Here is a 17,345-nt window from a genome sequence, read left to right on the forward strand (position 1 = left end):
TAAAGGAGATTGTTGATGATAAAAAAGGTCTTTACCGTGCTGCTGGGCCTTCTGGTGGCGGGCACCATGATCTCTGTGGACTGTTCGGATGCGGCGGTCAAGCGTAACCGTGTGCGCCCGCGTACGGTCAGCAAACCGGTGACCCAGCCTGCCCCGACGGCCACGCAACAGACGACCGCTGCCCCGGCAGCGGCGGCTACGGCGACCGCTCCCAAGACGACTACGGCTCCTGCCGCTACGGCCACCCAGCCCACTACGGCCCAGGGCATGCCCTATGGTCAGACGATGGCCCCCGGCCAGACCATGGCCGCACCGCAGTCGCAGGGCAGCGGCATGGGCAGCGCCCTGCTGGGCGTGGGTGCCGGCCTTGCCGGCGGCTATCTGCTCAACAGCGCTCTGTCCGGCTCTGATGCCACCGCCGCTACCGCTGCTGCGCCTGCCGAAGGAGGGCAGTCCGCCGTGGCTGCTGCCCCGGCTCCTGCGGCTGCTCCGGCCTCGCCTGTGGCGAACCTGCTGGGCTACGACACGGCCAACTACTGTACCCAGCTCTCGCAGGGCAATGCTGACGTCATGCAGCAGTGTACTGCCGCTGAGGCCGCAGCTACGGCGGCTTTCCGCCAGTGTGTGGCCATGTCCACTGGGTTGAACGGCATCGGCAGCTACGATGCCCTGCTGCGCTGCCTGCGCGGTACGCCCGCTGCCCAATAAGCTGGCTTCCTGTCAAGAGAATCGTCCCGTCTGATGTTTTCAGGCGGGGCGATATTGTTTTGCAGGGCATGGCGGGAGAAATGGTAAATGGAAAGACTCCTGACTAGAAGGCCAGGCGGGGCTCTGCCAGCATCCTGTCGATATCTGCATACTGGATGGAATGCTTTTTCAGCAAGGCTTCAAGGGCAGGGCGGTCCCATAGGATAAGGCCCGGTGACCGCGCTCCGGAGTACGCTTCAAAAAAAAATCGTTTTCTTTCCTCAAGAGCATTGACAGGCTGCCCGCTTTTCTATAAGAACACCCTCACGACGCGCTCGTAGCTCAGCTGGATAGAGCAACAGGCTACGAACCTGTAGGCCAGGAGTTCGAATCTCTTCGGGCGCACCACAACAAAAACAAGCGGTTAGCTGTAACAGGCTGACCGCTTTTTTTGTATCTTTTCTTCAGCAGGGCGTAGGGGCAAAGATGCCGCATGCTATCGCGCTGTCCCTGTCCAGAGCCTCCCCCTTTGCTTGAAGAGGATATGGTGAGCAATGTTTTCACGTCCAAGGCGAGGCGAGGAGAGGCTGACTATCGCTTTGTCCTGCTATCCTTCCTTCATTGATCTTGCTCATGGCGGACACCGGCCTCCCCGCTCTGGGGGGCGCCTTATTGTTTTGAACAGTGCAGCAGGGATGGGCTTCCCAATGTCCCAAGGGAGTCTGCCCAAGTAAGTTGGCTCCACCTCCGTTTCGCTGTTGTCGAAGCAAGTGTGCCCGGTCGTGATCGTATTACCGGGAAACCTCGGATACAAAAAAGGCCCCGCCGGAAGCGGGGCCTTTTTCATTCAGTCGGAAGCGGGAGCTTCGCGGCGGCTTAGTACATGCCGCCCATGCCGCCCATGCCACCCATGCCGTCAGGCATGGCAGGAGCGTCCTTCTTGGGTTCGGGCTTTTCGGAGATGGCGCATTCGGTGGTCAGCAGCAGGGAGGCCACGGAAGCGGCGTTCAGCAGGGCGGTACGGGTCACCTTCTTGGGGTCGATGACGCCGGCCTTGATGAGGTCTTCGTATTCGCCGGTAGCGGCGTTGAAGCCGAAGCCGTCCTTGCCCTGGCGGACCTTTTCCACAACGATGGAGCCTTCAAAGCCGGCGTTGTGGGCGATCTGGCGCAGAGGAGCTTCGATGGCGTTGCGGATGATGTTCACGCCGGCCAGTTCGTCGTCGTCAGCGGGCTTGATGCTGTCGAGCACCTTGGACACGCGGATCAGAGCGGTACCGCCGCCAGGCACGATGCCTTCTTCCACGGCAGCGCGGGTAGCGTTCAGGGCGTCTTCCACGCGGTCCTTCTTTTCCTTCATTTCCACTTCGGTAGCGGCACCCACATGAACCACGGCCACGCCGCCCACCAGCTTGGCCAGGCGTTCCTGCAGCTTTTCGCGGTCGTAATCGGAGGTGGATTCCTCCACCTGGGCGCGGATCTGCTTCACGCGGGCCTTGATTTCGTCGGCCTTGCCGGCGCCGTCAACGATGGTGGTGTCTTCCTTCTTGACCACCACGCGCTTGGCGGTACCCAGGTCGTTGAGGGTCATGTTTTCCAGCTTGGTGCCGGTGTCGTCAGAAGCCACCTGGCCGCCGGTCAGGATGGCGATATCCTGCAGCATGGCCTTGCGGCGGTCACCGAAGCCGGGGGCCTTGATGGCCACGACCTGCAGGGCGCCACGCAGCTTGTTGACCACCAGGGTAGCCAGGGCTTCGCCTTCCACGTCTTCGGCCAGGATCACCAGAGGACGATTGACCTTGGCGACCTGTTCGAGCACGGGCAGCATGTCCTTCATGCTGGAGATCTTCTTCTCAGTGCACAGGATGTAGGGGTTGTCCATCTCGCATTCCATCTTCTCCGCGTTGGTCACGAAGTAGGGAGAGAGATAGCCGCGGTCGAAGCGCATGCCTTCCACCACGTCCATGGTGGTTTCCAGGCCCTTGGCTTCTTCAACGGTGATCACGCCTTCCTTGCCCACCTTGGCCATGGCTTCGGCGATGATGTTGCCGATGGTGGCGTCGGAGTTGGCAGAGATGGTACCGATCTGGGCGATTTCCTTCTGGTCGCGGGTGGGCTTGGCCAGGTTGGCCAGTTCGCCGATCAGGGCTTCCACGCCCTTGTCGATGCCGCGCTTGATGGCCATGGGATTGCGGCCGGCAGCCACCAGCTTCACGCCTTCGTGGTAGATGGCCTGAGCCAGGATGGTGGCGGTGGTGGTACCGTCACCGGCGGCGTCGGAGGTCTTGGAGGCGACTTCCTTCACCAGCTGGGCGCCCATGTTCTCGAACTTGTCGTCCAGTTCGATTTCCTTGGCGACGGTCACGCCGTCCTTGGTGATGACGGGAGCGCCGAAGGACTTTTCGATGGCAACGTTACGACCCTTGGGGCCGAGGGTCACCTTCACGGCATTGGCCAGCTTATCAACACCACGCGCCAGTTTTTCGCGGGCTTTCACGTCGAAGAGAACTTCTTTAGCGGACATTATATTTTCCTCCTGGGAATAATCGAAAAGCGGAGAGTGTGTATGACCGGCGCGTATGCGTTAGTCGGTCAGGATGGCGAGGATGTCTTCTTCGCGCATCACCAGATGGTCGATGCCGTCCAGCTTGACTTCGGTGCCGGCGTACTTGTTGAAGAGCACCTGATCACCCTTCTTGACGGCCAGTTCAACGCGGGTGCCGTTTTCCAGGACCTTGCCGGGACCGGTAGCGATCACCTGACCCTTGCAGGGCTTTTCCTTGGCGGTGTCGGGGATGTACAGACCGCCGGCGGTCTTTTCTTCGGTTTCCAGGCGCTTGACCAGCACACGATCGTTCAGGGGCTGCAGTTTCATGGTGTCAGATCCTCCAAAAATTTTTATGGCCACGCTTGGGTGGCATGCACAGCGTCCGCGGGGCGGAGCTGAAATTATCGCGTCATGACCGCCGTAAACCATTGCTGCGGTCCCGCAACGGGATAGTAGATAAGACACTCTTTGCGCTTGAAAAGGGGCAAAAAGGAATTTTTTTTGCAGAAAAGTTATTTTTTTAGCATAAAATAAATAAAATCAATATTTTATAAAAACAAAAAACTTTTCTTCCCAGCTGTTTTCCCGGGTACTGGGGAATGGCCGGGAAAAACGCGGCAGGAGCAGGATGAAAAGCGGAGGATGCGGCAGCAAGCGTGCAGCCAGCCTTGTGCCGGCACAGGCAATCCGGTGTGAGGGCGGGGATACCGGATGCATCAGAGCAGACGCTGGGCTGGTTGCGGGCCGAAAAAAGAAAGGCCCCGCATGGGCGGGGCCTGAAAACAGCTATCTGCAAGATAGACTAGTCTTTGTTGCCGAACAGCTGATCCGGCGGCAGGACAGTGAAGCCGTTGCTCTTGAGCAGATCCACGGCCTGGTCGGTCTTGTCGAAACGGAAGATCATGATGGCACAGTCAGCTTCACGGGTGATGAAGGCATACATGTATTCCACATTGATGCCATGCTGCGAGACGAACTGCAGCACGCTGTCCAGACCGCCGGGGGTATCGGGCACCTGCACGGCGACCACACTGGTGCGGCCCAGGGTGAAGCTGTGTTCCTTGAGAACGGATTTGGCTTTTTCCTGGTCATCAACGATGAGGCGCAGGATACCGAAATCGGAGGTATCAGCCAGGGAAAGAGCGCGGATGTTGACGCCGGCCTCAGCCAGCGTATGGGTCACTTCGGCCAGACGGCCGGCGCGGTTTTCCAGAAAAACGGAAAGTTGTTCAGCTTTCATGGCAGGATCCTCTACGCTTTGGGAGCATCGTCGCCCGAGGTGGGCTTTTTGTCCTTGCCGGGGGTGATGTCGATCTCGTCAGGCTCGGACGAGGCCCGGCGGAAATTTCGGATGGCCCGTCCCAGCCCGCCACCGATCTCCGGCAGTTTGTTGGCGCCGAAGATGAGCAGCACTACGATCAAAATAAGTAACAGTTCCTGCATGCCGATGCCGAACATGGGGGCCTCCCTTGAATGTTGAGCCTTTCAGGCCATTGATTTGAAAAACATACGACGTGAAGGTGCCGAGGTCAAGACGTGCTGCGCTAAAGGACACCTCGCATGCGCTTGCGTACCTGCTGGGGAGAGGCGGGTGCCTTGAATCCCGCCTCGATGAGGCTGTGGGCGACCATGTCGCGGGCAGCGCGGCTCCTGCCGCCCATGACCACCACCAGCAGGCGGGTCTTGCCACGGCGGGCCGTGACGATGATGTTGTAACCGGAGGCCACGGTCCAGCCCGTTTTCAGGCCATCGACACCGGGGATGCCCAGCATGGTGTTGGTGGCCCCCAGGGTACGCCCGTTGAAGCGGAAGGAGCGCAGGCTGTGGTAGCGCATGGCCTGGGGATGGCTGCGCAGATAGGCGCGGGCCAGGGTGGCCATGTCGCGGGCCGTGGTGCGCTGGCCCGCTGCGGGCAGGCCCGTGGGGTTCTTGAAGACCGTCCGGGTCATGCCGAGCTGGCGTGCCTTGTGGTTCATGAGGTGGGTGAAGTTGCGGCTGTTGCCGCTGATATGCTGGGATATGGCCATGGCGGCGTCATTGCCCGAAGCCACGGCCACACCGGTAAGGAGCTGGTCCACGGTGACTCTCTGGCGGGGACGCAAACGCATGCTGGAACCGCCCACTCGGGCCGTAGGATGGACACGGATGCTGGTGCTGCGTTTCAGGCGGCCCATCTTGATGCGGTTCATGACTACATACATGGTCATGACCTTGGTCAGAGAGGCGGGCGGGATGGACAGATTGGGGTTGTGCTCGTACAGCACCTTGCCGTTGCTCAGGTTGATCATGACGGCAGCGCGGGCCCTGCGGGCCGCATCGGCACCGGCAGGCAGCGAGAGCATGGCAAGGACAAGCAGCAGGACGCACAGCCAGCGCCCCGGGATGGAGGGGGAGTGGAACATGAGCTTCAGGCCATATGGTGGTAGGTTTGATGGGCTTCTTCCACAGCCTGCATGGCGATGGCCAGCAGCACGGGGCCGATGATGAGCCCCATGGGACCAAAACTGCCAAGACCGCAGAGGATGGCGATGATCAGTACGAAGAAAGGAGCATTGATGCCCTGTTGCAGGAACAGGGGGCGCAGGATGTTGTCCACGCTGGTCACGGCCAGCGTACCCCAGAGGGCCAGGCCCACGGCGGGCATGGTGGCGCCGGAGAACCAGAGGGAAAGACAGAGCGGGCCCCAGACGAGCGCCGTGCCCACAAAGGGGATGGGCGCCACGACCGTGGCCAGCAGCCCCCAGAAGGCAGGCTGCTTGATGCCCGCCACGGCAAAGCCGATACCGCACAGGACCCCCTGGGCGATGGCCACCAGGACGATGCCCAGCATGACGCCCTGCAGGGCCCGGCGGATGGCCAGGACGAAACGGCGCAGCATGGTGGCCGGTATGTGGAAGATGCGGGCCGTGATCAGGTTGATGCGGCTTGCGTAGGCGGCAAAGATGACCGTGAGCGTCACGAAGAGGAACAGGGTCCAGAGGACGGTCATGGTGCCGCCCAGCACGTCCACGCTGCGGTTGATGAGCAGGCCCATGGTATCGGCCAGCATGGCATCGAGGTTGCTGAGGAACTCCGAGATCATCTTGTCCACTTTGGGATAGTCCGCCAGGCTGTGGCGCAGCTCCTGGAAGCGCATGACCCATTCGGGCGGCAGCTGGAAGTTGTTTGCCTGGAGTTCCCGCAGCCTGGCCAGACCACCGGCCACCTGGGGCGACACCAGCAGCACCAGGGTGCTGATGGGGATGACCACAGCCGAGAAGATCATGACGATATAGCCGTACAGCGGCAGGCGATGGGAGCAGGAGATCACGATGTGCCCCAGCCTGCCCGGATGGCGCAGGCGCAGACGCTTGCGCCAGTGCCGGATCGTGCAGCGCATACGCCGGTAGACGGGCAGCGTCAGGCAGGCGAAGCATCCGGCCATGACGATGGTGACGGGGTTGGGGCGGAGCAGCAGGAACCAGGCCAGTGCGGCAAGGATGTACAGGAGGCGCGGCAACATGTTGGGCATGCGGGGAACCTTTAAGGGGCAGAATGGGTCTGGGCGAGGATAGCACGCGGGGCCGGAGCTGCCAAGTTCCCTGTGGGAAGAGGGACGACCGCGGGACAGAAGCCGAAAAAAAGCCCTGTGCAGGGATGCAGCAGGGCTTGGTGGTGTTCCGGTGCCAACGGTTAGTCGAAGATGCTGGAGCCGCGGAAGGTGATGTCCACGATCTCGTAGGTGACGCGGCCGCGCGGGATGTCCACGCTCACTTCGTCGCCCACTTCCTTGCCCAGCAGGGCCTGGCCCACGGGCGAGAGGAAGGAGATGGAACCCTTGGCGGGCTCGGCTTCGTCGGGACCGAGGATGGTGTAGGTGCGGCTTTCTTCGGTATCCACGTCTTCCACTTCCACCGTGGAGCCGAAGATGACCTTGTCACCGCTCAGCTTGTCCAGGTCGACCACCTGGTAAAGAGCCATGCGGGACTCGATATACTTGATGCGCGCTTCCGCCATGCCCTGGCGTTCGCGGGCGGCATCATAACCGGCGTTTTCGCGCAGGTCGCCTTCTTCACGGGCCTCCTTGATGGCCTGGATGATGGCGGGGCGTTCGCTCTTCAGGCGGGCCAGCTCTTCTTCCAGACGCTTGTAGCCCTGCTTGGAAATGGGGATATTGGTCACGGCCATGATACACCTCTGTTCGTCAGATGAAAAAAAAGCGTCCGCTGCGCGGGCAGCGGAGCGCGTGAAAACTGCATTCGTTATTTGGACTATAGCCGTTGCCCCAGTATTGGTCAAGCCCCGCAGACCATACGGATCACCCGTCTGCCGGGATGCCGCCGGGCATGTTGAGGCTTGCACCGGGAGGCAGCTGCGTATATGGTGAAGATAATTTGAACAACTTCTTACCTTGCCGGAACGCCATGAAAAAATACTTGCGTTACCTGGGGCCTGTACTCATAACGGCACTTTTCGTGCTGGCCATATATCTCCTGTATCACAAGCTCAAAGCTTACAGCATCGCCCAGATCAGAGAAAGCATCCAGCAGGTCTCCACGGGCAGTATCTGTTTCTCCATCGGCCTGATGATCGTCAACTACATCATCCTGGTGGGCTATGACTGGCTCGCCCTGAAGGCCATCCACAAATCCCTGCCCCTGCCGCGTGTGGGGCTCGTTTCCCTGGTAGGGCAGGCCGTCAGCTACAACTTCGGGGCACTGCTGGGCGGTACGAGCGTCCGCTACCGGTTCTATTCTGCCTGGGGCTTTTCCCTGGTCGAGATCGTCCGTCTCGTGCTCATGCTGGCCGTCACCTTCTGGGTCGGTGCCCTGGGACTGTGCGGCGTGGTCTTCCTGCTGGCGCCGCCCGTGATCCCTGACGAGCTGCTGGCCAAGATGCCCATCCATGACGTACGCTTCCTGGGGGGCATCCTGCTGGCCATTGCCCTTTCCTATCTGGTGCTGTGCTTCACCATCCGCAAACCGGTCCATATCTTCGGCAAGGAATTCGTCTTCCCCATCCCCCGCATCGCCGTGGCCCAGATGGTCGTGGCCGGGGTGGACCTGATCGCTGCCGCCGCCTGCATGTATGTGCTGCTGCCCGATGATCTGGGCATCGGCTTCATCGACTTCCTGCCCAGCTACCTCATGGCGCAGGTGGCCGTGGTGCTGACCCACGTGCCCGGTGGCGTGGGGGTCTTCGAGCTGGTCATCCTGCACCTGACGCATACCCCGCGCGAGCAGGCTGTTTTTGCAGCCGTGCTGCTGTTCCGCCTGATCTATTTCATCCTGCCGCTGCTGGCCGCCGCGGCCCTGCTGGCCGTGTACGAAGCCCGGCAAAGCCGCAATACCCTGCGGGAAGCGGGACGCTGGCTTTCGGTACTTTCCCATTCCATCGCGGCCTACACCACCTTCGTGGGCGGCTGCATCCTGCTGGTCTCCGCCATGCTGCCGACGCTGCCCGCCGTGGTGGCGCAGCTTGACGACTTCCTTCCCCGTACCCTGCTCATGGGCGGGCATCTGGTCTGTGCGCTTTCCGGGGCCTTGCTGCTCTTCGTGGCCTATGGGCTGGAGCGGCGCCAGAACCGTGCCTTCTGGATGGCGGTGATCCTGTTGCTGCTGGGCATCGCAGGGGCTTTGCTCAAGGGCCTCTCCTTCCTGGCCGCCGGTGCCGCCCTGGTGGTGCTTATAACGGTCTGGCTGTCCCGGCGCCGCTTCTATCGTTCTTCCTTCTTCTGGGAAGAAGCCATCCCGGCACACTGGCTGGTCCTCGCCTTTGCGGCTCTGGGCCTGGCCATGGGCCTGGGCTGGTTCATCTACCATCCGGCATGGGACAGGGCCACCCTGTGGGGCTTTGAGCAGCACTTCAACGCTTCGCGCGTGCTGCTGGCCGATGTGGGCATCGCGGTCGTGGTCCTGGTGTCGTGGCTCGTCCGGGTCAGCCTGCGGGCCCGCAAGCGCCTGCAGGAACGCAATCTGCAATCCGGGCGTGTCCCGCGCGTCTGAAGTCGAGATGTATCTGAGGGCTGTCCCGCATGGGGCAGCCTTTTTCGTTGGCGGGGCAGAGGATGGGCCGGAGTTCTTTTTGAGGCTGCGGGCAGACTGTCAGCCGCGGCAAGCATGACCGGGGCACGCGTTTTCTCCGGTCGGACCGGTAAAAAGGAGGCCGGAGGGCTTCCGCCGTCTGGCTGCAGGTGTCCGGGCCGGGACATGGCATGCGCCTGGCAACGTGGCGGATGACAGGGCAGCGAAAACGCCGGCTATTGCCGCTATACTGGTGTTTTTTGGGGGCGTCTTTCAGGCTGGAAGACGCCCGTTACCATTCGGAGGTATGGACCATGATGACGGAAGAAATCCTGTATGCCCGCCTCAAGGAGGCATTGCGTGATGCCATCGCACGGCATCATCTGCCGTGTATGGTGGTCACGGGCAGGGAGAGGTCACGCTCACGGAGCAGGGCGATCGTTTTTTGCCCCGGGGCGGCTTCCGCCCGCGAAGTTTGATGAAAGTTCATGTACGTCTCTGTCAGGATAAGGTTCAGCAAAGGGCCGCGCCGCCATGCCTGAAGAAAGGCGCGTCACGCAGCCGGGGCCAGTAGCGCAGCAGGAAGAACGACCTGCCGGCATAAAAGATCAGGTATGCGCCCCACAGGCCGTGGTTGCCCCAGAAAGGGACAAAAGCCAGCCAGGCCAGACAAAAAGCCACGAGGGCCTGCAGGGTGGAGAGGAAGACCGGGCGGGTCAGGCTGCTGCCCGTGAACAGGCCATAGTAGGTCAGGCCCAGGGCCGCGCATGCCGGGAAGCATATCCCCCAGTCCGCATACCGTTCCGCAGCGGCCAGGACTTCCGGCAGATCGGTGAACAGGCGCAGCAAAGGCGTGTGCCCCGTGGCGTAGATCAGGGTCATGCCCAGCAGCGCCGCGAGGGACCAGTGCAGGGTAAGGCGCCGTGTCCTTTCCAGAATGGCGGCACAGCCCTGTCCGGCGGCCTTTCCGGCAAATACGCTCGATGTATTGGCGATCCCCTCGAAAACATAGGAGAAGATCAGCATGATCTGGAGGATGACGGCATTGGCCGAGATGGTCAGGGTCCCGAAAGATGCCGTGGTGATCATGAAGATGTTGGTCTGGGTCAGCAGGCAGACCGTACGCAGGAACAGATTGCCGTTGACCCGTGCCATGCGCAGCATTTCCCCCACGCGGACGAGACTGGGGAGCGGGGCAGGGAGGGGAGGCAGGGAATCCCGCATGGCGACCAGCCCGGTGATGGTGGCAAACAGGCAGGCCAGTACGGATGCTGCGGCCACTCCCGGTACCCCCCAGCCGAACAGGCTTACGAAAAGCAAGTCGAGCAGCATGTTGACCGCATTGCCGCCTATCTGCATGAGCAGGGAGGCCCTGATGCGGGCCTGCCCCATGAGCCAGCCCAGTATGGCGTAGTTCAGCAGCGTGAGGGGAGCCGTCCAGATCAGGATGTCGTAATAGATCCCGGCGACTTCTCTGGCAGCCGGATCAAGGCGCAACAGGAACATGGCACCGGAAAAGACGGCATCCCGGCACAACAGGATGAGCGTGCCCAGCAGCAGGGCCATGATGCCCGGCAAAAGGAATGCCTTCCAGGCGGCCTCCGCATCCCCTGTGGCCAAGGCCTGCGCGCTGAACCCTGTGGAGCCCACGCGCAGGAAACCCAGCAGCCAGTACAGGGTATTGAAGATGACGGCACCTACGGCCACTCCCGCGATATAGGAAGGGTCGGAAAGGCGTCCCATGACAGCCGTATCCACGGCGCCGATGAGCGGCTGCGTCACCGTGGAGAGGATGAAGGGCAGCAGCATGGCTGCATATTCCCTGCGGGAGGGGGCGGACAGGGCGGCCGCCTGGGGAGGAACCGGGGGCATGAATCTATCCTTCTCAGGCAATGGCCGCGTAACGATCCTGCCCGGTGCGGGCAGCCCCGCTGCCGAGCTCCACACCGATGCCCATGACGGATCCCAGCAGGTTGCGGGCATAATCGTTACGGATCATGGCGATGCGCCGGATATCGTCCACCTGTTCCACGATGGTGCCGGCGTCGATGAAAATGACCCGGTCACACAGGTAGGTGATGCTGGTCAGGTCGTGGGTGATGAACAGGTAGGAAAGCCCCAGATCCCGGCGCAGCTCGATGAGCAGGTCCATGATCTGCACCTGGGTGGAAGCGTCCAGCGAGCTGATGGCCTCGTCCAGAAGGATGATGCGCGGCCGGATGGCCAGGGCACGGGCGATGCATACACGCTGCAACTGACCGCCGCTCAGTTCATGCGGATAGCGGGAGATGAACGCGGCCGGCAGGCCCACCTGCTCCAGCAGCTCACAGATCCGGGCGCGTCGGTCCACACGCTGGCCCGTACTGCGTTCCAGGGCCCGCAAGGACTCCCCGATGATATGTTCCACCCTGAAACGGGGATTGGCCGAAGATGTATAGTCCTGAAAGACGACGGAAAGGCTGTGGTGCAGGGCGGCAGCCTCGCGGGCGGAGCGTCTGGCATACAGATCCAGCCCGTTGATGCGCACTGTGCCCCGCTCCGGTTTGAGCAGGCCGGAAAGCACACGCCCCAGCGTGCTCTTGCCGCTGCCGGACTCACCGATGATGCCCAGGCATTCCCCCTCGCGGAGGCTCAGGGAGATGCCGCGCAAGACCTGCTGCCGTTCCCGGCCGAACAGGCTTTTCTGGTTTTCCTTTTTGAATGAGACGTGGATGTCGTCTGCGTGGAGCAGTGTGTTCATGCGGGTATCCTTCCGGGGACAGGAGCATGCAGCGCATCCAGGAAGCGGTGCATGACGGCCCTGTGCTGTTTGATGAGGTGTCTGGTGTAGGTGTCCGTGGCGTTGTCGAAGATCTCCTGTGCCGTACCGCTTTCCACCGCCTTGCCGTCATGCATGACGATGAGCCTGTCAGCGATGAGCGACAGCACGCCGAGGTCATGCGAGATGAAGATCATGGAGACTTCCCCGCGCTGCTTGATGCGCAGGAATTCCTGCATGATGGCATACTGGCTGATGGAGTCGATGGCTGTCGTTGGCTCGTCGGCAATGATCAGCGAAGGCTGCATGCAGATGGCCAGCCCGATCATGACGCGCTGCAACATGCCGCCCGAGAGCTGGTGCGGGTACTTGCGCAGCACGTCCGCCGGGTCGTGGATGCGCATCAGGCGAAGGATGTCCTCCATCCTTTTTTGCAGGGGCCTGCCTTTCAGGGCGGTGTGCTCCTGCAGGGTCCCGGCCATCTGCTCCCCGATGCGGTACAGGGGATCGAAGCAGGACATGGGATTTTGCAGGACCATGCTGATCTTGCCGCCCCGCAGGCGGCGCAGCTGCTCCGGTGTCTGGCTCAGCAGGGGCTTGCCTTCAAAGCGGGAACTGCCGGTGACCTGGAAGTTGTCGTCCAGCAGGCCCAGCAGGGCCTTGCAGGTCATGCTCTTGCCGCTGCCCGATTCTCCCAGGATGCCCAGGCATTCTCCCCTGGCCACGGAAAAGGAGACCCGGTCCACCAGCTGCACCAGACGCTTTCCCTGTCGGAAGTGGACGGACAGGTCCCTGACGGTGAGGATATCGTTCATTGGCGCACCTCCTTGGGATCGAGGGCGTCGCGCAGGCAGTCGCCCAGCATGTTGAAGGCCCCTACCAGCACCACCACGGCGATGCCGGGGACGATCATCTGCTCGGGGTTGGAGACCATGACGTTCTTGGCTTCATTGAGCATGGCGCCCCATTCGGGCACAGGGGCCTGGACGCCCAGCCCGAGGAAGGAAAGGGTAGAGATGTTGAGGATGGCCCATCCCGTATCCAGCGAGGCCAGTACGGCCAGTTCAGCGGCGATGCAGGGAAGCATGTGCCGGGTGAGGATGTAGAAGTTTCCGGAACCGATGCTGCGGGAGAAAAGCACGAAGTTCATGCCCGTATACTTGATGGTCGCAGTCCGGATCATGCGGGCGTACCAGGCCCATTTGATAAAGATGCTGGCAATGACCACATTGCGGATGTCCACCCCCAGCAGGGCGACCACGGCCAGGATGATGATCTGGCTGGGGAAGGAGAGCATGACGTCCACCACACGCATGATGACTTCATCCACCGTGCCGCGGAAGTAGCCTGCGGTGATGCCCATGATCACGCCCAGCCCGATGGTGCCCAGCATGGTCAGCAGGGAAAGGAAGAGCGTGGGCCGTATGCCGAAGAGCATGCGCGAGAACACGCAGCGCCCCAGATGGTCCGTGCCCAGGGGATATTGCCAGGAGGGGCTGTCGAATTTGTTGAGGATGTCGTTGGCATAGGGATCGTTGGGCGCCACCCACGGAGCAAAGATGCCCAGCAGGGCCGTGACCAGGACGATCCCCATGCACAGCAGGGCCATGGGATTCTTGAAAAGTTGTTGCAACATTTACGCTTTCCTTTCGCGCAGGCGCGGGTCGGCCACATACTGCAGGATGTCGAAGAACAGATTGAAGAAGACAAAAAGCACGCCTACCAGCAGCACATAGGCCTGGATGACCGGATAGTCGCGATTGAAGATGGAGGCGATGCACAGGCGCCCCACACCCGGCCAGGCGAACACGTTCTCCACCACGATGGTGCCGGCGATGAGCTGGGGGATGCTCATGCCGATGGCGGTCACGCAGGATTGCAGGGAGTTCTTCAGGATATGGCGTACGAGGATGCTGCGCTGCTTCAGGCCGAGGGCCTGGGCATAGAGCACATAATCCTCGCGCATGTTTTCCAGTATGTTGTTGCGGATCAGGCGGATATAGGTGGAGATGTAGCTCAGCGCCACGGTGAAGGCCGGCAGGATAAGGCTGGAAAAGCCCCCGTAGCCGCTGGTGGGCAGCAGGTCCAGCTTGATGCTGACGATCCAGATGAGCAGCAGGCCTACCCAGTAAACGGGCATGGCCGTGGTGGCAAAGACCACACCGCGCATGATGCGGTCGAACCATGTGTCCTTGTAGACGGCGCTCAGGAAGCCGATGGGCAGGCTGAGCACGATGACGTAGACCAGCGAGAGCCCGGCCAGTTCCAGGGTGGCCGGCAGACAGCGGCCTATCTCGCCCAGCACCGTCCGGGCAGGATTGGTGTAGCTCACGCCCAGGTCGAAGTGCAGGCAATCCCAGAGCCAGTGGGCATAGCGCACCAGAAAGGGCTGATCCAGACCCAGTTCGGCACGGGTCTGGGCGATGAGTTCTTCCGTGATGATGGGGGTCTGGCGGATGCGCAGGGCCACCTCGGCAGGGTCGGAAGGGATAAGGTTGATAAAGACGAAGCACAGGAAGGATATGCCCAGCAGCAGGGGCACGGTGGCCAGCAGGCGCATGATGATGTAGTTTTTCATGAGGCGATCCGGGCGGGAAAGGCGGGGAAGGGCCGGCCTGTGGCGGGATAGCCCTTCCCTGCGGGGACTTCCGTCCCGCTATTTCCCTTCAAAGTACATTCTGGTGAACGGCACTTCGTACTGGGTCTGGTTGAAGCCCACCCCCTTGAGACGCCTGGTGAAGAGCGCCTTGTTGGTCTCGTAGGTCAGGGGGATGTAGATGGCATCCTCATGCAGATGGGTCAGGGCAAAGGTGAAAAGCTCCTGCCTGCGGATCGGATCGGTGGAGGACATGATTTCCGTGATGGCCGCATCGATCTGGGCCTTGTCGGGCAGGGAAAGCTGGGCGGCATAATCACCGTAGACGCGCTGGCGCATGGCGGCCATGGAAGATTGCGGGTCGTAAGGCATGCCCCAGCAGATGTTGAAGATCATGTCGAACAGGCCGTTCTTCATGTTGTCGCGATAGGACTGTTCTTCCTCGCCGCGCAGGCTCACCTTGATGCCGAGCTTGCCGTATTCATGCTGCAGGTATTCGGCGATGGTCTTTTCCGTCACGCTGTTGCTGTTGTAGAGCAGCCCCAGCTCCATGCGCTTGCCGTCCTTCTGGCGAATGCCGTCGGAGCCCGGCTTCCAGCCGGCCTCGTCCAGGATCCTGGCGGCCTTGGCCATGTCATATTCGTAGGGTTTCAGATCGATGTCGCAATAGGGGACACTGCGGGCATACAGCGTATCTGCGGGAAGTTCGGTATTGTGGAACACCCCCTTGGCGATGGCGACACGGTTGGTGGCATGCTGCAGGGCCTTGCGGACATGGATGTCGGCAAGCACGGGATTCTGCCCGTTGAGGACGATGTGCCGGATGGACGTGGGGGCGGAAAGGGCAACGCCGAACCCTTTGCTGTCCTTGTATTTGTTCAGGGTATCGGCATCCAGCATGTTCTTGCCCCAGATCAGGTCGATCTCGCCTTTTTCCAGAGCCAGGATGCGGGTCTGGTTGTCGGGGATGACCTTGACCACCACACGCTTGATCTTGGGCTGTTCGCCCCAGTAGTTCTCGTTGGCCTTGAACACGGCGTATTCGTCCGTGACGACCTTGGTCAGCTTGTAGGGCCCGGTTCCCACATAGGCCGTCACGCCGTTCTTGGTGGATCCGTTTTTCATGGCCTTGGGCGAGACGATGGCAAAGGGACGGGTCACGCCCAGTTCCGTAAGCATGGGCCAGTACGGCGCCTTCATGAAGATGCGGAAGGTCTGGGCATCAGGTGCGTCCACCTTTTCCAGCAGGTGCATCATCTCCAGCCAGGTATGGCGGGCACGGTTTTCCAGGATGGCATCGAAGTTGGCCTTGATGGCAAAAGCATCGCACGGGGTCCCGTCAGTGAACATGACGCCCTTGCGGATATGGAAGGTGTAGACTTTGCCGTCGGCAGAAATATCCCAGCTTTCGGCCAGGCAGGGCTTGTAACCGTCGGCCGTGATGTCCACCAGGGTCTCGAAGATCATTTCCTGGGCATACATCTCACCGGCATACAGGTGGGGATTGAGATCACGGACATCCCGGTAATTGACAAAATTCAAGGTGTCGGTGGTAGTACCCGTGGCCCGGGCATCAAGGCCGGGAAAAAGGAATGTCCCTGCCAGGGCAAGAGAGAAGGCCAGCTTGCCGAAAGTGGAATGAATGGTCATGCAGTCCGTCCTTTGTTATAGAATAAAAATTCATTTTCATTTCCAATGGACTCTATGCTATAACCTTCTGATGCCGCAAAATACTTTTTTCCCATTACCCGTGATAGGAAAGGAGAATCACGGCAGGGCGGAGCATGGATATCCCAGGAGCCCTTCAGGCGCTGGGGCAAAGGTAGAGTACGGACTGACTGGAACCTGCGTGGATGCGAACGGGGTGGCCCAAGACGAAGTACCTGATAGAGGAACATCCGGTAAGGATGCACACAGGACCGGCATCGTGGGCTACTCCCGCAGCCGCAGGGAGCAGGCCGCGGCAGGAGAGTCACCGCTTTCGGCCGTGTCTGCCGGTTTGCGCGGCGTGTGGTACAGGCGGGCCATGGCAGAGACCGTTTTTTTGATCTCCCTGCGCAGCCAGTCCGGGGCCAGCACCTGGGCCCTGTCAGCAAAGCCCAGCACCCAGGAAAGACACTCCGCTTCGTTATGCGCCCTGATAGGCAGCGTGACGGAACCGTCGTCATGCATTTCGCAACGCTGGTCCCGGCTCCAGCAGCGTTCGGCCGCATAGGTGGCGGCCTCCGGGGCAAAGCGCAGGCTGACTTCGAAAGGTTCTTCTTCCATTTCCATGATGCCAGCCCCTCGCCGGACGGTGCGGGGATGTCCGGCAGGGAGGCAGAGCTGCGTCCGGTGACGCGACTGGCCGTGATGCGATGCAGCGCCAGCAGGGTCGTATCGTCGAACAGACACTCCACCGGACCGTCATCCGTGACCATATAGCCTTGCACGAAAAGGCTCTCGCGATAGGCCAGCAGGCGCAGCGACGCATACTGCCAGGTCTTTTCCTGCCGGTGCAGAGCGGCACGGTAGCTCACGGTACAGACGCTGCGCGCTTGCATGGCCTGGGTCAGACAGTCCAGCGTGGCCGCAAAGGGGGCGTAGTCGATATGGCCCTTGCTCAGCCGACAGCCGATACCGCCTGGCGGCAGGCTCTCTGTGTCCGGCAGCCGGGCGGCCGCCTGATACGGGCTGTCACACATGACGCGGTGCATGTCGTCCGGCAGACAAAAAAGGCGTACCGGTATCCGGTACGCCTTTCGTGTTTCGTGCG

General features: G+C 61.3%; 16 protein-coding genes and 1 tRNA gene. 3 read left to right on the forward strand and 14 right to left on the reverse strand.

Annotated elements, in window-relative coordinates:
- Window positions 1-15 precede the first annotated feature (15 nt).
- Both ACQRCJ_RS05160 and ACQRCJ_RS05165 read left to right on the forward strand, forming a co-directional pair.
- Window positions 16-708, forward strand: coding sequence for a hypothetical protein (locus ACQRCJ_RS05160; RefSeq protein WP_304038326.1), 693 nt, complete (start codon window positions 16-18; stop codon window positions 706-708).
- A 310-nt stretch (window positions 709-1,018) separates the two neighbouring features.
- Window positions 1,019-1,095: transfer RNA gene (locus ACQRCJ_RS05165), tRNA-Arg, on the forward strand.
- Window positions 1,096-1,563: 468 nt separating this feature from the next.
- Here ACQRCJ_RS05165 and groL read toward each other — a convergent pair.
- The 7 genes from groL to greA all read right to left on the reverse strand — a co-directional run bounded on the left by groL (window position 1,564) and on the right by greA (window position 7,395).
- The gene (gene groL / locus ACQRCJ_RS05170; protein ID WP_006004682.1) at window positions 1,564-3,210 is read right to left on the reverse strand and encodes a chaperonin GroEL; all 1,647 of its coding nucleotides are present in this window, start codon (window positions 3,208-3,210) and stop codon (window positions 1,564-1,566) included.
- 60 nt (window positions 3,211-3,270) lie between these two features.
- The gene (gene groES, locus ACQRCJ_RS05175) at window positions 3,271-3,561 is read right to left on the reverse strand and encodes a co-chaperone GroES (RefSeq protein WP_006004684.1); all 291 of its coding nucleotides are present in this window, start codon (window positions 3,559-3,561) and stop codon (window positions 3,271-3,273) included.
- A 475-nt stretch (window positions 3,562-4,036) separates the two neighbouring features.
- Window positions 4,037-4,474, reverse strand: coding sequence for an ACT domain-containing protein (locus ACQRCJ_RS05180; protein ID WP_168934985.1), 438 nt, complete (start codon window positions 4,472-4,474; stop codon window positions 4,037-4,039).
- A gap of 11 nt (window positions 4,475-4,485) precedes the next feature.
- The gene (locus ACQRCJ_RS05185; RefSeq protein ID WP_006004692.1) at window positions 4,486-4,692 is read right to left on the reverse strand and encodes a twin-arginine translocase TatA/TatE family subunit; all 207 of its coding nucleotides are present in this window, start codon (window positions 4,690-4,692) and stop codon (window positions 4,486-4,488) included.
- Window positions 4,693-4,778: 86 nt separating this feature from the next.
- Entirely contained in the window at window positions 4,779-5,636 is an 858-nt protein-coding gene (locus ACQRCJ_RS05190) for a D-alanyl-D-alanine carboxypeptidase family protein (RefSeq protein WP_427799439.1), read from the reverse strand.
- 5 nt (window positions 5,637-5,641) lie between these two features.
- On the reverse strand, window positions 5,642-6,745 hold the full coding sequence (locus ACQRCJ_RS05195) for an AI-2E family transporter (RefSeq protein WP_204626521.1): 1,104 nt from the start codon (window positions 6,743-6,745) through the stop codon (window positions 5,642-5,644).
- Window positions 6,746-6,906: 161 nt separating this feature from the next.
- Complete coding sequence (gene greA, locus ACQRCJ_RS05200; protein ID WP_168935013.1) at window positions 6,907-7,395, reverse strand: transcription elongation factor GreA; 489 nt, start codon at window positions 7,393-7,395, stop codon at window positions 6,907-6,909.
- Between the two features lie 242 nt (window positions 7,396-7,637).
- Here greA and ACQRCJ_RS05205 point away from each other — a divergent pair, with 242 nt between their 5' ends.
- Window positions 7,638-9,218 carry a lysylphosphatidylglycerol synthase domain-containing protein gene (locus tag ACQRCJ_RS05205; protein WP_168934982.1) on the forward strand — a complete coding sequence of 527 codons (1,581 nt, stop codon included), beginning with the start codon at window positions 7,638-7,640 and terminating at the stop codon, window positions 9,216-9,218.
- Between the two features lie 531 nt (window positions 9,219-9,749).
- On the opposite strand, the gene ACQRCJ_RS05210 is transcribed toward ACQRCJ_RS05205, so the two are convergent.
- The 7 genes from ACQRCJ_RS05210 to ACQRCJ_RS05240 form a co-directional block, all read right to left on the reverse strand.
- Window positions 9,750-11,108 carry an MATE family efflux transporter gene (locus ACQRCJ_RS05210; RefSeq protein WP_168934977.1) on the reverse strand — a complete coding sequence of 453 codons (1,359 nt, stop codon included), beginning with the start codon at window positions 11,106-11,108 and terminating at the stop codon, window positions 9,750-9,752.
- A gap of 13 nt (window positions 11,109-11,121) precedes the next feature.
- A complete protein-coding gene (locus ACQRCJ_RS05215; RefSeq protein WP_427799440.1) occupies window positions 11,122-11,976 on the reverse strand; it encodes an ABC transporter ATP-binding protein in 855 nt (284 codons plus the stop codon).
- Window positions 11,973-12,809 (reverse strand): ABC transporter ATP-binding protein, encoded by an 837-nt coding sequence (locus ACQRCJ_RS05220; RefSeq protein WP_427799441.1) that lies wholly within the window; start codon window positions 12,807-12,809, stop codon window positions 11,973-11,975. Before ACQRCJ_RS05220 ends, ACQRCJ_RS05215 begins: the two co-directional genes overlap by 4 nt.
- Window positions 12,806-13,630 (reverse strand): nickel/cobalt ABC transporter permease, encoded by an 825-nt coding sequence (opp1C, locus tag ACQRCJ_RS05225; RefSeq protein ID WP_304014540.1) that lies wholly within the window; start codon window positions 13,628-13,630, stop codon window positions 12,806-12,808. The genes ACQRCJ_RS05220 and opp1C overlap by 4 nt, the downstream gene beginning before the upstream one ends.
- Window positions 13,631-14,572: a nickel/cobalt ABC transporter permease gene (opp1B, locus tag ACQRCJ_RS05230; RefSeq protein ID WP_427799442.1), complete on the reverse strand. Its 942-nt coding sequence runs from the start codon at window positions 14,570-14,572 to the stop codon at window positions 13,631-13,633.
- 78 nt (window positions 14,573-14,650) lie between these two features.
- On the reverse strand, window positions 14,651-16,240 hold the full coding sequence (gene nikA, locus ACQRCJ_RS05235; RefSeq protein WP_427799443.1) for a nickel ABC transporter substrate-binding protein: 1,590 nt from the start codon (window positions 16,238-16,240) through the stop codon (window positions 14,651-14,653).
- 282 nt (window positions 16,241-16,522) lie between these two features.
- Entirely contained in the window at window positions 16,523-16,864 is a 342-nt protein-coding gene (locus ACQRCJ_RS05240) for a WYL domain-containing protein (protein WP_427799444.1), read from the reverse strand.
- Between the last annotated feature and the right edge of the window lie 481 nt (window positions 16,865-17,345).

It is taken from the genome of Desulfovibrio sp. SGI.102, from assembly GCF_050314315.1.
Taxonomy (GTDB): Bacteria; Desulfobacterota; Desulfovibrionia; order Desulfovibrionales; family Desulfovibrionaceae; genus Desulfovibrio.

Bases quoted from the DNA above. Each gene is read 5' to 3' on its own strand.
- ACQRCJ_RS05210 (WP_168934977.1), bottom strand. From the start codon at position 11,108: ATGCCCCCGGTTCCTCCCCAGGCGGCCGCCCTGTCCGCCCCCTCCCGC.
- opp1B (WP_427799442.1), bottom strand. From the start codon at position 14,572: ATGAAAAACTACATCATCATGCGCCTGCTGGCCACCGTGCCCCTGCTG.
- ACQRCJ_RS05205 (WP_168934982.1), top strand. From the start codon at position 7,638: ATGAAAAAATACTTGCGTTACCTGGGGCCTGTACTCATAACGGCACTT.
- opp1C (WP_304014540.1), bottom strand. From the start codon at position 13,630: ATGTTGCAACAACTTTTCAAGAATCCCATGGCCCTGCTGTGCATGGGG.
- ACQRCJ_RS05180 (WP_168934985.1), bottom strand. From the start codon at position 4,474: ATGAAAGCTGAACAACTTTCCGTTTTTCTGGAAAACCGCGCCGGCCGT.
- ACQRCJ_RS05215 (WP_427799440.1), bottom strand. From the start codon at position 11,976: ATGAACACACTGCTCCACGCAGACGACATCCACGTCTCATTCAAAAAG.
- groL (WP_006004682.1), bottom strand. From the start codon at position 3,210: ATGTCCGCTAAAGAAGTTCTCTTCGACGTGAAAGCCCGCGAAAAACTG.
- ACQRCJ_RS05190 (WP_427799439.1), bottom strand. From the start codon at position 5,636: ATGTTCCACTCCCCCTCCATCCCGGGGCGCTGGCTGTGCGTCCTGCTG.
- groES (WP_006004684.1), bottom strand. From the start codon at position 3,561: ATGAAACTGCAGCCCCTGAACGATCGTGTGCTGGTCAAGCGCCTGGAA.
- ACQRCJ_RS05185 (WP_006004692.1), bottom strand. From the start codon at position 4,692: ATGTTCGGCATCGGCATGCAGGAACTGTTACTTATTTTGATCGTAGTG.
- ACQRCJ_RS05240 (WP_427799444.1), bottom strand. From the start codon at position 16,864: ATGGAAATGGAAGAAGAACCTTTCGAAGTCAGCCTGCGCTTTGCCCCG.
- ACQRCJ_RS05220 (WP_427799441.1), bottom strand. From the start codon at position 12,809: ATGAACGATATCCTCACCGTCAGGGACCTGTCCGTCCACTTCCGACAG.
- ACQRCJ_RS05160 (WP_304038326.1), top strand. From the start codon at position 16: ATGATAAAAAAGGTCTTTACCGTGCTGCTGGGCCTTCTGGTGGCGGGC.
- ACQRCJ_RS05195 (WP_204626521.1), bottom strand. From the start codon at position 6,745: ATGCCCAACATGTTGCCGCGCCTCCTGTACATCCTTGCCGCACTGGCC.
- nikA (WP_427799443.1), bottom strand. From the start codon at position 16,240: ATGACCATTCATTCCACTTTCGGCAAGCTGGCCTTCTCTCTTGCCCTG.